11 protein-coding genes are annotated in these 14,857 nt (G+C 65.4%); 3 read left to right on the forward strand and 8 right to left on the reverse strand.

What is annotated here, in order from left to right; genetic code table 11:
• Window positions 1-226 precede the first annotated feature (226 nt).
• Window positions 227-928, reverse strand: a complete 702-nt coding sequence (locus MF270_RS27080) for a glutathione S-transferase N-terminal domain-containing protein (protein WP_238368746.1) — start codon at window positions 926-928, stop codon at window positions 227-229.
• Window positions 929-1,077: 149 nt separating this feature from the next.
• Here MF270_RS27080 and mscL point away from each other — a divergent pair, with 149 nt between their 5' ends.
• The gene (gene mscL / locus MF270_RS27085; protein WP_238368747.1) at window positions 1,078-1,512 is read left to right on the forward strand and encodes a large conductance mechanosensitive channel protein MscL; all 435 of its coding nucleotides are present in this window, start codon (window positions 1,078-1,080) and stop codon (window positions 1,510-1,512) included.
• Window positions 1,513-1,579: 67 nt separating this feature from the next.
• On the opposite strand, the gene MF270_RS27090 is transcribed toward mscL, so the two are convergent.
• Window positions 1,580-2,794 (reverse strand): TsoY family (seleno)protein, encoded by a 1,215-nt coding sequence (locus tag MF270_RS27090; RefSeq protein WP_238368748.1) that lies wholly within the window; start codon window positions 2,792-2,794, stop codon window positions 1,580-1,582.
• A 155-nt stretch (window positions 2,795-2,949) separates the two neighbouring features.
• Here MF270_RS27090 and MF270_RS27095 point away from each other — a divergent pair, with 155 nt between their 5' ends.
• On the forward strand, window positions 2,950-3,360 hold the full coding sequence (locus MF270_RS27095) for a hypothetical protein (RefSeq protein ID WP_238368749.1): 411 nt from the start codon (window positions 2,950-2,952) through the stop codon (window positions 3,358-3,360).
• 99 nt (window positions 3,361-3,459) lie between these two features.
• Here the strand turns inward: MF270_RS27095 and MF270_RS27100 are convergent, their stop codons facing one another.
• A complete protein-coding gene (locus MF270_RS27100; RefSeq protein WP_238368750.1) occupies window positions 3,460-3,915 on the reverse strand; it encodes a GNAT family N-acetyltransferase in 456 nt (151 codons plus the stop codon).
• Between the two features lie 196 nt (window positions 3,916-4,111).
• Here MF270_RS27100 and MF270_RS27105 point away from each other — a divergent pair, with 196 nt between their 5' ends.
• Entirely contained in the window at window positions 4,112-7,567 is a 3,456-nt protein-coding gene (locus MF270_RS27105; RefSeq protein WP_238368751.1) for a chromosome segregation SMC family protein, read from the forward strand.
• Between the two features lie 434 nt (window positions 7,568-8,001).
• Here MF270_RS27105 and MF270_RS27110 read toward each other — a convergent pair whose 3' ends face one another.
• The 5 genes from MF270_RS27110 to MF270_RS27130 all read right to left on the reverse strand — a co-directional run bounded on the left by MF270_RS27110 (window position 8,002) and on the right by MF270_RS27130 (window position 14,369).
• Window positions 8,002-8,148: a hypothetical protein gene (locus MF270_RS27110; RefSeq protein WP_238368752.1), complete on the reverse strand. Its 147-nt coding sequence runs from the start codon at window positions 8,146-8,148 to the stop codon at window positions 8,002-8,004.
• A 201-nt stretch (window positions 8,149-8,349) separates the two neighbouring features.
• The gene (locus MF270_RS27115; RefSeq protein WP_238368753.1) at window positions 8,350-9,402 is read right to left on the reverse strand and encodes a phosphotransferase; all 1,053 of its coding nucleotides are present in this window, start codon (window positions 9,400-9,402) and stop codon (window positions 8,350-8,352) included.
• A 143-nt stretch (window positions 9,403-9,545) separates the two neighbouring features.
• Entirely contained in the window at window positions 9,546-11,048 is a 1,503-nt protein-coding gene (locus tag MF270_RS27120; RefSeq protein WP_238368754.1) for a hypothetical protein, read from the reverse strand.
• Between the two features lie 746 nt (window positions 11,049-11,794).
• Window positions 11,795-13,918 (reverse strand): pilus assembly protein TadG-related protein, encoded by a 2,124-nt coding sequence (locus tag MF270_RS27125; protein WP_238368755.1) that lies wholly within the window; start codon window positions 13,916-13,918, stop codon window positions 11,795-11,797.
• A gap of 1 nt (window position 13,919) precedes the next feature.
• Window positions 13,920-14,369: a TadE/TadG family type IV pilus assembly protein gene (locus MF270_RS27130; protein ID WP_238368756.1), complete on the reverse strand. Its 450-nt coding sequence runs from the start codon at window positions 14,367-14,369 to the stop codon at window positions 13,920-13,922.
• Window positions 14,370-14,857 lie beyond the last annotated feature (488 nt).

Genomic DNA, 14,857 nt, shown 5'->3' on the forward strand with positions numbered 1-14,857 from the left:
CCCGAAAGCTTCATGAACACACGTTCATCCGACGACCCCCGCGGCCCAGCCCCGGGGGTTTGTCATTTTCGGGGTGTGCCTTTCGCGGGCGTGGCGCCCTGCGAAGGCCGCGGATGCCTACGGCGTGAGTATTTGAGGAAAAGTGAAAGCAGGGGCGCACCGATCCCCTTCACCTTGCCGATAAACTCCGGGGAGCGCGAGGGGCTGGCCCCTCGCAGCCACCTCGTCAGCCCTCGCGCGCGGGGATGTTCCTGGCCCGATCGACGGCGGGCCGCGCAAAGAACCGGTCCACGTAGCCCGGCACGTTGGTCAGCGCGTCATAGCCGACCACCTCTTTCGCGCCGTAGAAATCCAGCGCGTTGAGCCAGGGCGCCAGCGCCATGTCGGCGATGGAATAGTCGCCTGAGATCCACTCCTGCCCCTCGAGCTGCGTATCGACCACGGCCAGCAGGCGTTTCGCCTCGGCGATGTAGCGGTCGCGGGCCGTGGGGTCCTCCATCTTCGAACCGGCGAACTTGTAGAAGAAGCCGAGCTGGCCCAGCATCGGCCCCACCCCGCCCATCTGGAACATGACCCATTGGGTGATGTGGTGCTTGTCCGCCGCGGTCTGGCCGATGAACATGCCGGTCTTCTCGGCCAGGTACAGCAGGATCGCACCGCTCTCGAACAGCGCCACCGGCTCGCCGCCCGGCCCGTTCGGGTCGATGATCGCGGGGATCTTGTTGTTCGGGTTCAGCGCCAGGAACTCGGGGCTCTTCACGTCGGCATCGGCCAGCGTCACCAGGTGCGGCTCGTAGTCCAGCCCCATCTCTTCCAGGGCGACCGAGACCTTGACCCCGTTGGGCGTGGGAAAGGAATAAAGCTGCAGGATCTCGGGGTTCTCCGCAGGCCATTTGCGGTTGATCGGATGGTCGGTGACAAAGCTCATGTTCGGGCTCCTGTGCGTGTGATTGGGGGGAAGACGGGGCGGTTTTCCCTTAGACTTGGTGAAGAATGGGCGTAAACGCTCGGCCTGCAACCTGCACGAATGCGCAAGGGGGTTGCGCCAATGTGGCCAGGGACAGCGGAGAAACAGTCATGCTGAACGAATTCAAGGACTTCATCGCCAAGGGCAATGTCATGGACATGGCCGTGGGCATCATCATCGGGGCGGCCTTCACCGCCATCGTGCAATCGGTCGTCGCCGACCTGATCAACCCGATCATCGGGCTGTTTACCGGCGGCATCGATTTTACCAACAATTATTTCGTCCTGTCGGGCGAAGTCGCGGCCGGTGCCTCGCTCGAGGCGGCGCGCGAGGCCGGCGCGTCGATCTTTGCCTACGGGTCCTTCCTGATGGCGGTCATCAACTTCCTGATCATCGCCACGGTGGTCTTCATGCTGGTGAAATACGTCAACAAGGTCAAATCGCTGGCCGAAAAGCCGGACGAGGTCGCCCCCGAGGTGTCGTCGGGGCCAAGCGAGCTGGACGTGCTGCTGGAGATCCGGGACCAGCTGAAAGCCGCGAACTGACCTTGCCGGTCGGACATGGAAAAGGCGGGCCCTGGGGCCCGCCTTTTTTGGTGTCCGGGGTCCGGGATCACTCGGCCGGCACGGCGACCCGGGCGGCCGGCTTGCCGAAGTGCTGGCGGTTCAGGCGGAAGACCAGCAGGACGGCGATGGCCTGGGCGGCCAGGAAGACCGCGGTGATCGCCCAGTAGCCGGCCGAGAACTTGTCCAGCACACCGGCGGCGACGAAACCCTTGTGGACCAGGAACATGCCCAGGACGTTGAAGGCGACGGCCGGGCAGACCAGGGCGTAGGAGCCAGGCGAGGTCCTGGAGCCGAGCACGAAGTCCGAGAAGTAGCCCTGGGCGCGAAGCACCAGCGTGCCGAGCAGCAGGAAGACGACCTGGACCGACACGAGGCGGATGAGGAACATCATCGTTTCGGCGTCCGAGGCATGGACGTCAAAGGTCACGTGCAGCCCGTGGGTCTGGCGCATGAAGAGGATGCCGAGGATCGTCATCAGCGGGACCATGATCATCAGCGTCGGGCCAGATTCGCGGGCCGTGCCGTAGTGCAGCATGGAGGCAAAGCCGGTGACCGAGGCATAGAGGCCATACAGGATCGCGCCGATGCCGAAGAAGGTCGACAGGACGAGGGCGGCGGCCACGGTCTGCGGCGTGGCGCTCATCGCGGCAGGGGCGGCGAAACCGACGCCGACCATCGCCAGCGAGAAGGCCGGCAGCATCTGGGCAAAGGAGTTATGCGCGGTCATGTCGAAGACGCCTCCCTTGGTCAGCACGCGGCCCAGGAAATGCCCGATGGTGCGCAGCGCGAAGAGGCCCGTCAGGAAGAAGGCGGCCATGGCGGCGGGGAAGAGGTATTCGACCACCGACCAGAGGCCCGGCACGAAGACCAGCCCGACGATGAAGCTGGCGTTGATGCTCATCGCGACGGCCAGCGGGTAGGCGGCCAGCGTCGATTCGGCGTTCGAGTTACGCAGCTTGGTGTAGGCTTCGGTCTGCTTGAACCGGCCGATGGCGGCGATGTTCCAGACCAGCGCCTTGAGGTTCAGGACCGCGAACAGGGCGATGCCGCCCATGGCGATGGCGATGGCGACCTGTTGCGGAAGATTGCCCCTGGCCCAGGCGGCCACGATGTCTTCGAAGATCGGGACGGGCCGATCCGGGTGCGGCACCCAGAACATCAGGAACATGAAGAAGGTCACCGCGACACCGCCGGCGCCGACGGACGAAAGGAAGTAAAGGGGCGAATAGCTGTCCGCCGGGCGTTTGACTTGAGAAGGCATGATCGGTCTCCGTCGTATCCGTTTTTCGTATTCGTATGTTGGAATATATATAAACATATCAGGATTGGAATATGAAATATTCACGGCCTGGAATATTTGATGAGGTCGGGCTTTCGGAAAGGGTTTGTTAACCAGGACGGGCGCAAACTCACGGCATGAAAGTCCTTGTTTTCCTGTCCCTTCTCGTCGTCGCCGGGCTACTCAGCGCCTGCAATACCGCTGGCCGCGGCTTTGGCGGGGTGCCGGCAAAGACGCTTACCGTGGACGGCGCGCGGTTCGACATCCGCCAGGTCGGCGGGGTGGCCGAGGCGATTCGCACCTCGGCCCATCCGCTGCCGCGCTTCGACTGGGTGGCTCTGCGCGGGGCCATGGCGATCCAGATCGTCACGGGGTGCGAGCCGAAATGGATCGTCGGCGATCCGTCGGTCTTGCGGGCCGGGCTCAGCTGCAACGGCGCCGCGCCGCCGCGCGTGACCGCCACGCCGAAACAGGTGTTGTGCGAAGTGTCGAACCTGCGCCGCGGCATCGGAGATGTGGCGGAAGGCGACTTGACTTGTTCGAGGTGAGGCAGGTGGGGTGGAACCCCACCCTACGGCGTCTCGGAAGGGTGACGCGACGCCAACCCTCACCGCCTTGGGTAGGGTGGGGTTTTACCCCACCACGGGTCAGTCCAGCGCCTTCTCCATGAAGACCGAGGAGGGGCTGTCCGGGTAATCGCCGAACGGACCGCAAAAGGTGAAGCCCATCCGCTGGTACAGCCGATGCGCCGCCTCGAGCGTGTTGCCGGATTCCAGCCGCATCACAGGCAGGCCCCGCGCCCGCGCCTCGAGCTCGAGCCGTTCGAGGATCTTCTGCGCCACGCCCCGGCCCCGGATGAAGGGGGCGGAGAACATGGACTTGACCTCTCCGTACCCCTCCCGCAGTGCCAGCGCGCCGGTGCCCAGGGTCGTGCCATATTCGCGGGCGACGAAGAACAGGATGTCCTCGGCCGCCAGCGCATCGACGTCGAGGTAAAAATTGTCCTCGGGCGGGAACAGGCTGCGCATCAATTGCTGGCTTTCCTCCAGCAGCGCGCGGGCCTCGGGGTCGCGGGGGTCGCCGGGTTCGACGATGATGGTCATGGTTGAAAGTCCTCGCCTCTTGCGCCACACCCTGTCTTGCGGGCCGCTGCGGGTCAAGCAGCCATAATCGGCGAGCTTCCGCAATATCTTGGGGATAACTCACCGAAACCCGCCAGATCGTGGGGCCCGGCATTGACTCGCGCCCCGCAGACCGCCCACATTTCAGGCCAATTCGGGAATCAAGAGCAGGCCCAGGGTGCGATTCACCAAACTCAGACTGACCGGCTTCAAAAGCTTCGTCGATCCGACCGACCTGATCATCGGGGACGGGCTGACCGGTGTCGTGGGGCCGAACGGCTGCGGCAAGTCGAACCTGCTCGAAGCGCTGCGCTGGGTGATGGGCGAAAACCGCCCCACCGCCATGCGCGGCGGCGGGATGGAGGACGTGATCTTTGCCGGCGCCGCCACGCGCCCCGCCCGGAACTTTGCCGAAGTCAGCCTGATGATCGACAACACCGACCGGTTGGCCCCGGCGGGGTTCAACGACGCCGACATGCTGGACATCACGCGGCGCATCACCCGTGACGTGGGCAGCGCCTACAAGGTCGGCACCAAGGACGTGCGGGCGCGCGACGTGCAGATGCTGTTCGCCGATGCCTCGACCGGCTCGCATTCGCCGGCGCTGGTGCGGCAGGGGCAGATTTCCGAACTGATCAACGCCAAGCCCAAGAGCCGGCGGCGCATCCTGGAAGAGGCGGCCGGGATCTCGGGCCTGTACCAGCGCCGCCACGAGGCCGAGCTGAAGCTGAAGAGCACCGAGACCAACCTGTCGCGCGTCGACGACGTGGTCGAACAGCTGGCCGGGCAGCTGGCGCAGCTGGGCCGGCAGGCGCGGCAGGCCGCGCGTTATCGCGCAATCGGCGAAGAGCTGCGGCGTTCCGAGGGCATGCTGCTGTACCGTCGCTGGCGCGAGGCAGACCAGCACCGGGCCAGTGCCGAAGGCGCGCTGCGCGACCGCACCTCGGCCGCAGCCCAGGCCGAGATGGCCGTGCGGGAGACCACCCGCCGCCGCGAAAGCGCCGAGGAAGCCCTGCCCCCGCTGCGCGAGGAAGACGCCATTGCCGCCGCCGTGCTGCAGCGGTTGATCGTGCAGCGCGACCAGCTCACCGACGAGGAAACCCGTGCGCAGGAGGCGATCCGCACCCTGACCGCGCGCATCGCCCAGCTTGTGCATGACATGGAGCGCGAAAGCGCCCTGAACCGCGATGCCGGCGAGACGATCGAACGGCTGGAATGGGAGACGCGCGAGCTGGAAAAGGCCGGCGCCGGCCATGGCGAGGCGCTGGCCGAGGCGGCCGAGGCGGCGTCCGAAGCCGCGCAGGTGCTGCAGTCGCGCGAAAGCGATCTGGCGCAATACACCGAGGACATGGCGCGGCTTTCCGCCCGTCACCAGTCGGCGCAGCGCTTTCTCGATGACAGCCGCAAGATGCTCGCCCGCTCCGAGGGCGAGGCGATCCGCGCCCGCGAGGCGGTGGCCGAGGCGCGCGAGGCGCTCGAGGCGATGGCCGAAGAGCACGAGACCGCCTTTGCCCGCGAGGAAGAGGCCGTCGCCATGGCCGAGCGGGCCGAGGAGCTGCTGGCCGCCGCCGACGAGGCGCTGCAGGAATGCCAGGCGCGTGAAAGCGACGCCCGCGCCGCCAAGTCCGAGGCCGAGGGCGAGGCCAGCGCGCTGCGCGCCGAGGTCACGGCGCTGGCCAAGCTGGTGCAACGTGACACGGCCGAGGGCGGCCAGGTGATGGACGCGCTGACCGTGCGCCCGGGCTACGAAAAGGCACTGGGCGCCGCGCTGGCCGATGACCTGCGCGCGCCCGAGGTCGATGCCGACGGCCCCTCGGGCTGGGTGCCGCAGCCGGGCTATCCTGACGCGCCCGCCCTGCCCGCCGGCGTCGAAGCGCTGTCGAATTTCGTCACTGTCCCGGCCGTGCTGGTCCGCCGCATTGGCCAGATCGGCGTCGTGGATGCGGAGGACGGGCCCCGCTTGCAATCCGCGCTGCTCCCCGGCCAGCGGCTTGTGTCGGTCGAAGGCGATCTCTGGCGCTGGGACGGCTACCGCGCCTGGGCCGAGGATGCGCCCTCGGCCGCGGCGCTGCGGCTGCAGCAGCTGAACCGGCTGGAAGAGCTGAAGCACGCGATGGAGCGGGCCAACGCGACACTCGACGCGGCGCAGGCTGCCCACGAGGTGCTGCGCGCCCGCATGGCGCAGCTGTCGCAGGCCGACAAGGAGGCGCGCGAGGCCCGCCGCGAGGCCGACCGCCAGGTGGCCGAGGCGAACCGCGCCCTCAGCCGTGCCGAAGCGGAGAAGAGCCGCGCCGCCGGCAAGCTGGAAAACCTCGGCCTGTCGGTGACCCGGCACGAGGAAGACATGATGACCGCCCGCGCCCAGCTGAAAGAGGCCGAGGCGGCGGTGGCGGGGCTGGGTGACCTGGACGAGGCGCGCGCGCAGCTCGAGGACGTCAAGATGACGGTCGAGGCGGCGCGCATGACCATGATGTCCCGCCGCTCGGCCCATGACGAGCTGCGCCGCGAGGGTGAGGCGCGCACCCGCCGCCGGCAGGAGGTCATGAAGGAGCTTTCGGGCTGGCGCCACCGCCTCGAGACGGCCGAAAAGCGCAGTGCCGAGCTGGCCGAACGCAAGGCCGCCGCCGAGGAAGAGCTGTACGAGGCCAAGGCCGCCCCCGAGGAACTGGCCGAGCGGCGCGAGACGCTCGACGGCCAGATCGAGGCGGCCGAGACCCGCAAGACCGATGCCGCCGACAAGCTCGCCACCGCCGAGACCGCCTTGCGCGACTCGACCGTGGCCGAGCGCGAGGCCGAACGGCTCGCCGGTGAGGCCCGCGAAGCCCGGGCCCGCGCCGAGGCGCTGGCCGAAGCCGCCCGCGAGGCCGTTGCCGCCGCCGCCGACCGGATCGACGAGGAACACGACTGTTCCCCCGCCGACCTTCTGGCGCAGCTTGATACCGAGCCGGACAGCATCCCGCCCAGCGATGCGCTGGAGGCCGAGGTCAACCGCCTCAAGCGCCAGCGCGACGCGCTTGGCGCCGTGAACCTTCGCGCAGAGGAAGACGCCAAGTCGGTGCAGGAAGAACACGACGAGCTTCTGCGCGAAAAGACCGACCTGGAGGCGGCCGTGAAGACGCTGCGCAGCGGCATCGCCAGCCTCAACCGCGAGGGGCGCGAGAGGCTGCTGACCGCCTTCGAGCAGGTGAATTCCAACTTCGCCCTGCTCTACAAGCACCTTTTCGGCGGCGGCGAGGCGAACCTCGTGCTGGTCGAATCCGACGACCCGCTGGACGCGGGCCTTGAGATCATGTGCCAGCCGCCGGGCAAGAAGCTGTCGACCCTGTCGCTGCTCTCGGGCGGCGAACAGACGCTGACCGCGCTGGCGCTGATCTTTGCCGTCTTCCTCGCCAACCCCGCGCCGATCTGCGTGCTGGACGAGGTCGACGCGCCGCTCGACGATGCGAACGTGACCCGCTTCTGCGACATGCTGGACGAGATGTGCCGCCGGACCGAGACGCGGTTCCTCATCATCACCCACCACGCGGTGACGATGAGCCGGATGGACCGCCTCTTCGGCGTCACCATGCAGGAACAGGGCGTGAGCCAGCTGGTGTCGGTCGACCTCAAGCGTGCCGAACAGATGGTCGCCTGATCGCCTGCGCTCGCTCAGGGTGCGTCTTGGGCAACATTGGGTGACATGCCGCGCCAGGGGCCCAGCCGTCGATGTCGCCCCGTTCGCTCTTTCCCGACTCCTGCCTGCTCGACAGGCCCGGCATGCCCAGGAAGATGGCGCGCAGGGTTGGTTTTCCCCGCCGACGTGGTTCCCCCTGCGACAGCTTGCCCCGTATCACAGAGGTCCAAGACGACGGCTGTGGTCATGCCCCACGGCGTGGTACATGAGCGCCAGCCTCCCGAGAGGTCCATATCCGATCAGGATGCCGCGGCGGGCGAGTTGACGGTGGGATTGTCGGTGACACGGGCCAGCCGCGCCGCGACCCATTCATCGCCGGTCTCGAGCATCCGGGCTCAGACGACCGGTTGACTCCGCCTTGGCTGCCGCTGTCGACCTCGGCCTCCTTGACCCCATCACCAGCGTGTTCGCCGCGCATCCGATTCTGGATGCGCGCGACGTGATCGCCTGTCAGTAAGATCCGTACTGGCCCTGTTGTCGAGAACCATCAGAACCGCGCGCTCGGGGACCTCAGGGGAATACTCGTTCGTCGTCTCGCTCATGATGTTCCATCCTGCCAAGGAGTCTGAACTTGCGCAGAACCCGGCGCGGTTCAGGGTCTCGGCAGGAGTCGTGTTTGACGTCGCCAGACGCCACCTTGGCCATGTAGCTCAACGGCCATCCGGGTTCACCCCGCCGGCGGCAGCGAAATCACACCAGCCCCTCGGACGTTCACGCCCGAGACCGATCCATGCGGCATGACCTCAAGACTTGGCAGGAGGGTTTCCCATGCGCCGGAACATCGAGGCCATGGATTCGAAATGCTTTTCCAGCGCCTTGAGCAGCGGGGTCTCTGCCGCACATATCGCGGCAATCGTACAGAGCTGGGCGGCAAAGGCCGGGTGAACGCCCACATCATCCCGAGCGCGGATCCGGGTCTTGGACAGCCAGCCCCGGCTCGCCCGTTCGTCGAGAATGAGTTCCAGGCGCTTCATGCAGTGGAAGGCCAGGTAGAGACGCAGGTAGGACAGGAATTCGGGCGCCTTCGCGCCAAGTTCGGACCGCGCGACGAAGTCCATGACCTCCATCAGCAGCCTCGGCCGCAGCGGCAGCGTTTCATCGCCGAGAAGCCAGGCAAAGTCCTCGGCGCCGTGCCGCACGCCGCAATACTCGAAGTCGAACCAGCGCACCTTGCCCGTCGCGTCGATCGCGGCATTGCCACTGCGGCAGTCCCACTTGACGAATTGACGCGCCGGCGACCACAGCGCCTCGCAGCAGGCCGTGCGGTCGATCTGCGCGGGGACATGTTTGCCCATGCGCTCGATGACGGAGACGCTGTCCGCCAGGCTTTCGATCCATTCATCGGAATCACCAAGCGGCGGCAACCGGGTCTCGAGACCGGCCTGTCGGCCTGCCGCCTGGATGCGGAAGATGGCCGCGATCGCCTCTTCCAGCATCTCGACCCTCTTGTCTTCGCGGGCTTGTGACAGCTCGATGTTCAGGCGGCGGCCGCCGACGTCGGACTGGAACATGATGTCCTCGTCCACGCCCAGCACCATCGGGATATCTTCGCAGAACTCGCCCAGCTCACCCAGCGCGAAGGCCTCTATGTGGGTCCGGCGGAAGTTGGGGCGCCTGGTGGCAAAGATCGTGCGGTCGGAAAAGGTCAGCTTGATGCTGGCGCGCGAGGTACCGCCCGGAGCGGACACGGCCACCACCTTGTCCTCGAAGAAGCTTTCGGCAGAGGCGACGATTTTCCGGATGCGGCTGGATTTCAGCTCATCGGGCGCAATTCCGGTCAGGACATGCTGATTCATTCTCGGATTCCTCTTGTCGCTGCCGGTTCCTGACAATTGTGCCGGTTCTAGCCGAACAAGATGGTCCAATTAAGGAATAATCTTGCCGGTGTAGGGAATGGCGCCCGCGGCGCCATTCCCCTTTTCAATCGACGACAGCGGGATCAGATCATCGCCCAGTCGAGCTCGTCTTCCGCATCCATCGGCTCGTCGAGCGCGTCCGGCATCGTCTCCTCGTCGTCCGGGAACAGGCCCAGCAGGAGCTCGAACACATCCGCATTCTCGTCGGTGAGTTCGATCTGCTCGTCCGGCACTTCGGTCGAGGCGGTCACCATGTCGTCCTCGGTACCGCCGTTCGGGATCATGTGGACACTGATTTCGGTGCCGATGATGTCCTCGAGCGACAAGGCATGGTCGGGGTTCGACAGGGTGAACATCATCAGATGCGTCGACCCGCCGCCGTCCAGCGCGACCCCGTAGTCATTGGAGCCGCTGCCACTGGGATCGAGGTCCTGTTCGACCACGTCCTGTCCCGAGACCTCCAGGTTGTCGAGCACGGTGTCATCGTTGAAGTTGAGAGACACGCCGCGGACATCTGCCACGTTGTCGCCCATGGCCTCGACCAGGAACTTCAGCGATCCGTCTTCGGTTTCAATGGCGATGACATGGCCTTCGATGACCCCTTCGACACCGAACGCCAGCTTGGCCACGTTCAGCGTGTCGTCGTCATCTCCGCCGCAGCCCTTCGTGCCGCCGGAGCCCTTGGTGCCGCCGGAACCCTTGGTGCCGCCGGAGCCCTTGGTGCCGCCGGAGCCCTTGGTGCCGCCGGAGCCCTTCGTGCCACCGGAGCCCTTCGTGCCACCGGAGCCTTTGGTGCCGCCGGAGCCCTTCGTGCCACCGGAACCCTTGGTGCCACAGGAGCCCTTGGTGCCGCCCGAACCCTTCGTGCCACCCGAACCCTTCGTGCCGCCGGAGCCCTTGGTGCCGCCGGAGCCCTTGGTGCCACCAGAGCCCTTGGTGCCACCGGAGCCCTTGGTGCCGCCGGAGCCTTTCGTACCGCCGGAGCCCTTGGTGCCACCGGAACCCTTCGTGCCGCCGGAGCCTTTGGTGCCGCCGGAGCCCTTCGTGCCACCGGAACCCTTGGTGCCACCGGAGCCCTTCGTGCCGCCGGAGCCCTTCGTGCCACCCGAACCCTTCGTGCCGCCGGAGCCCTTCGTGCCGCCGGAGCCCTTCGTGCCACCGGAACCCTTGGTGCCACCGGAGCCCTTCGTGCCACCGGAACCCTTGGTGCCACCGGAACCCTTGGTGCCACCGGAGCCCTTCGTGCCGCCGGAGCCCTTGGTGCCGCCCGAACCCTTCGTGCCGCCCGAACCCTTCGTGCCGCCCGAACCCTTCGTGCCGCCCGAACCCTTCGTGCCGCCGGAGCCCTTCGTGCCGCCGGAACCCTTCGAGCCACCGGAGCCCTTGGTGCCACCGGAGCCCTTGGTGCCACCGGAACCCTTGGTGCCGCCGGAGCCCTTGGTGCCGCCGGAGCCTCCAGTGTCGTCATCATCTTCGAAGTAGTTTGAAAGGTGCGTCTGGTACCAATCGGAGAGGGCGTTCCCCTCAATCCCGCCATTGTAATAAGTGCCCGTCGCACATTTGCCGCCGAAACCGTGACCGTACATTTCCGAATCCCCTATCCTTGATCGTTGCGCGAACCACGACCCTTTGGCGGCAACACGCGACAATCAGACACGTCCCCTCATTTCCGACGCAATACCTTCGTGAAATTGACACGATTTTTCCCAATTTCGGTTTCCACACCGAAAACGATGACTGGCTTATTCGAAAATTAGCTTTCTATTGAATACAAGCCGACCTGCCAAACCAAGGGGGTCGAATCGCCTACCGCCCGATTCGACTTCTGAGAGACGTGACCCTGGGTCACTTCGCCCCCTCGCCAAAGAGGTAAATCTCGCCGCCACATGCGCGCTTTAGTGGTGGACGGGGACTTGTCGTGCGCCCCGGGGCCCCTGCGCCGATCCGGACGCCTGGAGACCGTGATCCCTGCCCAATTGCGGCGCATGCAGCCCGGCCACTCGATTTGGCGGTTGCCCTGCGATGCATTTTGCACCGTGCACCGTCCCCGTACCGGGGCCCTTCGGACCGCCTCCACCACGGGCCGGGCGATGGTCCCAGCGGATCGCCGACCATCGACAGCCGGCGCGTTGCCGTGACCATTTGATAATGGAACGGACGGGTCAGGGAGACCGAGCGCAAGCCGTCCGCCCGGTGTGAGCGTGCGCGTGTCGCGACAGGGACAAGTCGGACAGACGCAGCAGAAAGGCCAGCGTTCGGACTTCGAACGCTGGCCTCTGTCGCCCCCTGCGGTACCCGGCGATCCCGGGCGGTGCGTCACCCGCGACCCGGGTTACCGTACAAGCATGGTCATGCTTTCAGTGGCAGAGCAGGTCGACGGCGTTGCCAGCACAGGCGGCGGCGGCACGTACACGCCACTTGTCCCGGAGGTCATCGAGAACTTGGTGGCCGACGTGTACCAGCCGCCCACGAAGATCGCGTTCGACAGGGCAGAGCTTTCATATCCCTTGTCGGGATCGCCCGTCGTCAGCCAATACCCGGTAAAGAACCCGCCACCGCCCACGTCGCCCTGAAGCTTGGCCAGGTGCTTGGCCAGACCCGACGGCTGGCCGACCTGTCCGTTCGACAGCATGCGCGGCAGGCCTTCGAGGTCGAACATGGAGTGAAGGTTCACGTTCAGCGCAGCGATCGACCCATCGAAATCCGCCGGGTTGTGGTAGATGACCGACCCGTTCGGCGCCAGGATGTGGCCACGGAACACGTTGCTTTCCTTGTTGACGACGATGTCGTACGCGCCCTTGAAGTTCCAGAAGATACTCTCGGCCGTGGCGCCATTGAGCAGCCGGATCTGGGTGTTCGACCAATCGAACGTCCCCGTATCGCCGGTGAAGTTGAAGACGTATGTGCCTGCGCCGTCCAGTGTCAGCGTGGCGCCGTTCAGATCGAGACCGGTCAGGTTCACGACGGTGACCTTGCCGGGATCGGCGGTGACCGTCGCAGAGCTGACCAAGGGGTCGGGCAACACGAAGTTGGGCGTTTCCGTCAGAAGATCGGCCGACAATTGCTTGAGCCGCGCGTCTTCCCTGGCCAGCTGGACGTCATGCTTGCCGATGTGGATGCCGCCCGTCGGAAGAAAGTTCTTCTCGGTATAGGCAAACATCATGGTGCTGTCGGCCATCACGCTGCCGGTGAAGTCCTCGGCTTTCTGGTTGGTCAGGCTGACCACGTCCCGCGCATAGCACAGGTTGCCGGTGAGCCTGGTGGACGAGTTGACGATCGAGGTCCCGCCCTGGAAGGCAAAGACCGAGCAGCCCAGGTCCCCGACGATCCCGGAGGACTCGTGTTGCCCCGCGCCGCCCCCGGATGCGTTGATGTTGCCGGCGAGATTGATGAAGTTCGTCGGCTCGAGCTTGCCCATCGGGTTGACGCCTCCGCCCGACGACAACTTGACAGTGCCCTGGAACCCGGACCTGTAGGGATCTTCGTCCCAGCGCAGCACATAGAGGTCGGTGGCGTCGCCGCTGATGTTGAGCGACGAGGACAGCGACATGCCCGAGGTGATGTTGATCACGAAGGTCTCGGCCGTGCCGTTCTGGGAATTCATCCCGTCCAGATCCGCCGCCGCCACGTTTTCAAACCCGGGAGTCGGGTCCATGGCGCCGAACTTTGACAGCGCGTTGTTGAAAACGGTCATCAGATCGTCGATCCGCGCCGTTTCGTTGGGCGAGGTCCAGGCGGTGCCGGTGTTCTGCGCGACGATGCCGTCCCAGCCGGTGAGCTGCGGCGCGTTGGTATAGATCGTGCCGTCGTAGGGGACGCCCCCCGAACTGCGGTCTTTGGTGACAAGCCCGTTGACGGCCGTATCACCGATGAACCCCTTTGTGGCACCCTGCCAATTGGCGTCGACGCTTCCGTCGGCCACGAACAGAAGGTACCCGGTCATGTCGCCCATCGCGCCCTTCTCGGCGGTGCAGCTTTCGGGTTTGACCGCGATCGATCCCTCCTCGATCTCCCAGCCGTCAAAGCCGATGATCTGCGAGATCAGCGGTGCCAGTTTGCCGGAATACCCCATTCCGTCCGTGTGGCGCGCCACGACGCGCACGGCGTCCGGGCTCGAGACGTCCCAATCCATGCTGCGCGTGTCCGCGTCCCAGGACCCGAACTGAATATCGGCGATCTTGCTGACGTTCCCGTACTTTTCGGCCGGCATGTTCGCCTCGATGGAGTCGCGCACCGTCTTCCGCGCGGCAGCCCGATCGGGCAGGTCCTGCACGGCGGCCAGCGCCGCGGCATCGGTGGCCGCTTTCAGCCGGTTCTGGGCCATCTGCGCGTTGGAATAGTCGATCGCGACGCCGCCGACGGCCAGTATCCCCATGATCCAGAAGATGCTTGCAACCGAAACCCAGCCGTCTTCTGACCTGATCGGGTCGGATATGTCGGATATCATGAACTTCATGTCAGAACTCCTCCTGTGTGCCGGCGCCACTGCCTTGCTGGCTTTGGGCAACCGACGCTTCCATGCGCATTGTGTATGTCACGTTGATCTTGTCGAAGGGCTCGAACGGGAAGATCCCGAGGCCGATCAGGCTGGGTTCGATCGACATGTCCATCCGGATGTTCGTGTCGTCGATGGTCTGAAAGCTGACCTGGGCGTTCTTCTTCTCGTCGAAGGCCTGGGTCGCAAAGGTCGTGGCTTCGTCCGGCGTCCAGTGCCCGACGGCAACTTGCCGCGTGGTGTCTCGGGCGACGTCCCACACCCGGCTCATCTGGAAGAGCACGAGGCTGGTATCGACAATGACGGAGAAGAGGCCAAGGTAGATCGGGAGCCAGATCGCGAACTCTACGGTGGCGCTGCCGGATTCCCTCGATCGGAACCTGGCGAACAGGGGGCGGACTGCGTGTTTCATGAGTTTTCCAAGCCGGAAGATAATGGTTACCCGTTCATAACGTTGGGTCACCGTGGAAAGTCTGCGGCGGAAATCTGGCACTTTCGTATCATTGTGTCCGCGAGGCGGAGCAATCCGGCCAAATCTGCGCAATTTGATCCAATATCTACTAAATCTGACACGAATCGCCTTTCCCGGTACCGGCGGCTGGGCACACATCCCCCGACTGTGAACAGGCGTGCCGTTTGGCCCCCGAAAAGGGGTGATCGGCGTCCAAGTGATCCCCTTGCAGTGGATGATGCCCCCGAGATTATCGGGAAGCACGGTGTGGGATGTTGGCCGTGGAGACGACAGCGAAGATCCGGCGCGCGACTATTCTGGATTGAGGCATTGAGCCGCCAGTGATCCGAGGCCAATGCCGAGCAAGCCGGTTAGGTGTTCAGTCCCGGCATTTGGTGGATCGGGTTCAAGATGAATCTATCCGGCTCTGAAGTCCAGATCTTGCAGAT

Source organism: Mesobacterium pallidum (genome assembly GCF_019966535.1).
Lineage (GTDB): Bacteria > Pseudomonadota > Alphaproteobacteria > Rhodobacterales > Rhodobacteraceae > Mesobacterium > Mesobacterium pallidum.

Excerpts from the sequence above, each read along its gene's own strand:
- MF270_RS27090 (WP_238368748.1), bottom strand. The coding sequence starts at position 2,794 with ATGCCTTCTCAAGTCAAACGCCCGGCGGACAGCTATTCGCCCCTTTAC.
- MF270_RS27125 (WP_238368755.1), bottom strand. The coding sequence starts at position 13,918 with ATGAAGTTCATGATATCCGACATATCCGACCCGATCAGGTCAGAAGAC.
- MF270_RS27110 (WP_238368752.1), bottom strand. The coding sequence starts at position 8,148 with ATGAGCGAGACGACGAACGAGTATTCCCCTGAGGTCCCCGAGCGCGCG.
- MF270_RS27100 (WP_238368750.1), bottom strand. The coding sequence starts at position 3,915 with ATGACCATCATCGTCGAACCCGGCGACCCCCGCGACCCCGAGGCCCGC.
- MF270_RS27115 (WP_238368753.1), bottom strand. The coding sequence starts at position 9,402 with ATGAATCAGCATGTCCTGACCGGAATTGCGCCCGATGAGCTGAAATCC.
- MF270_RS27130 (WP_238368756.1), bottom strand. The coding sequence starts at position 14,369 with ATGAAACACGCAGTCCGCCCCCTGTTCGCCAGGTTCCGATCGAGGGAA.
- MF270_RS27080 (WP_238368746.1), bottom strand. The coding sequence starts at position 928 with ATGAGCTTTGTCACCGACCATCCGATCAACCGCAAATGGCCTGCGGAG.
- MF270_RS27120 (WP_238368754.1), bottom strand. The coding sequence starts at position 11,048 with ATGTACGGTCACGGTTTCGGCGGCAAATGTGCGACGGGCACTTATTAC.
- MF270_RS27095 (WP_238368749.1), top strand. The coding sequence starts at position 2,950 with ATGAAAGTCCTTGTTTTCCTGTCCCTTCTCGTCGTCGCCGGGCTACTC.
- mscL (WP_238368747.1), top strand. The coding sequence starts at position 1,078 with ATGCTGAACGAATTCAAGGACTTCATCGCCAAGGGCAATGTCATGGAC.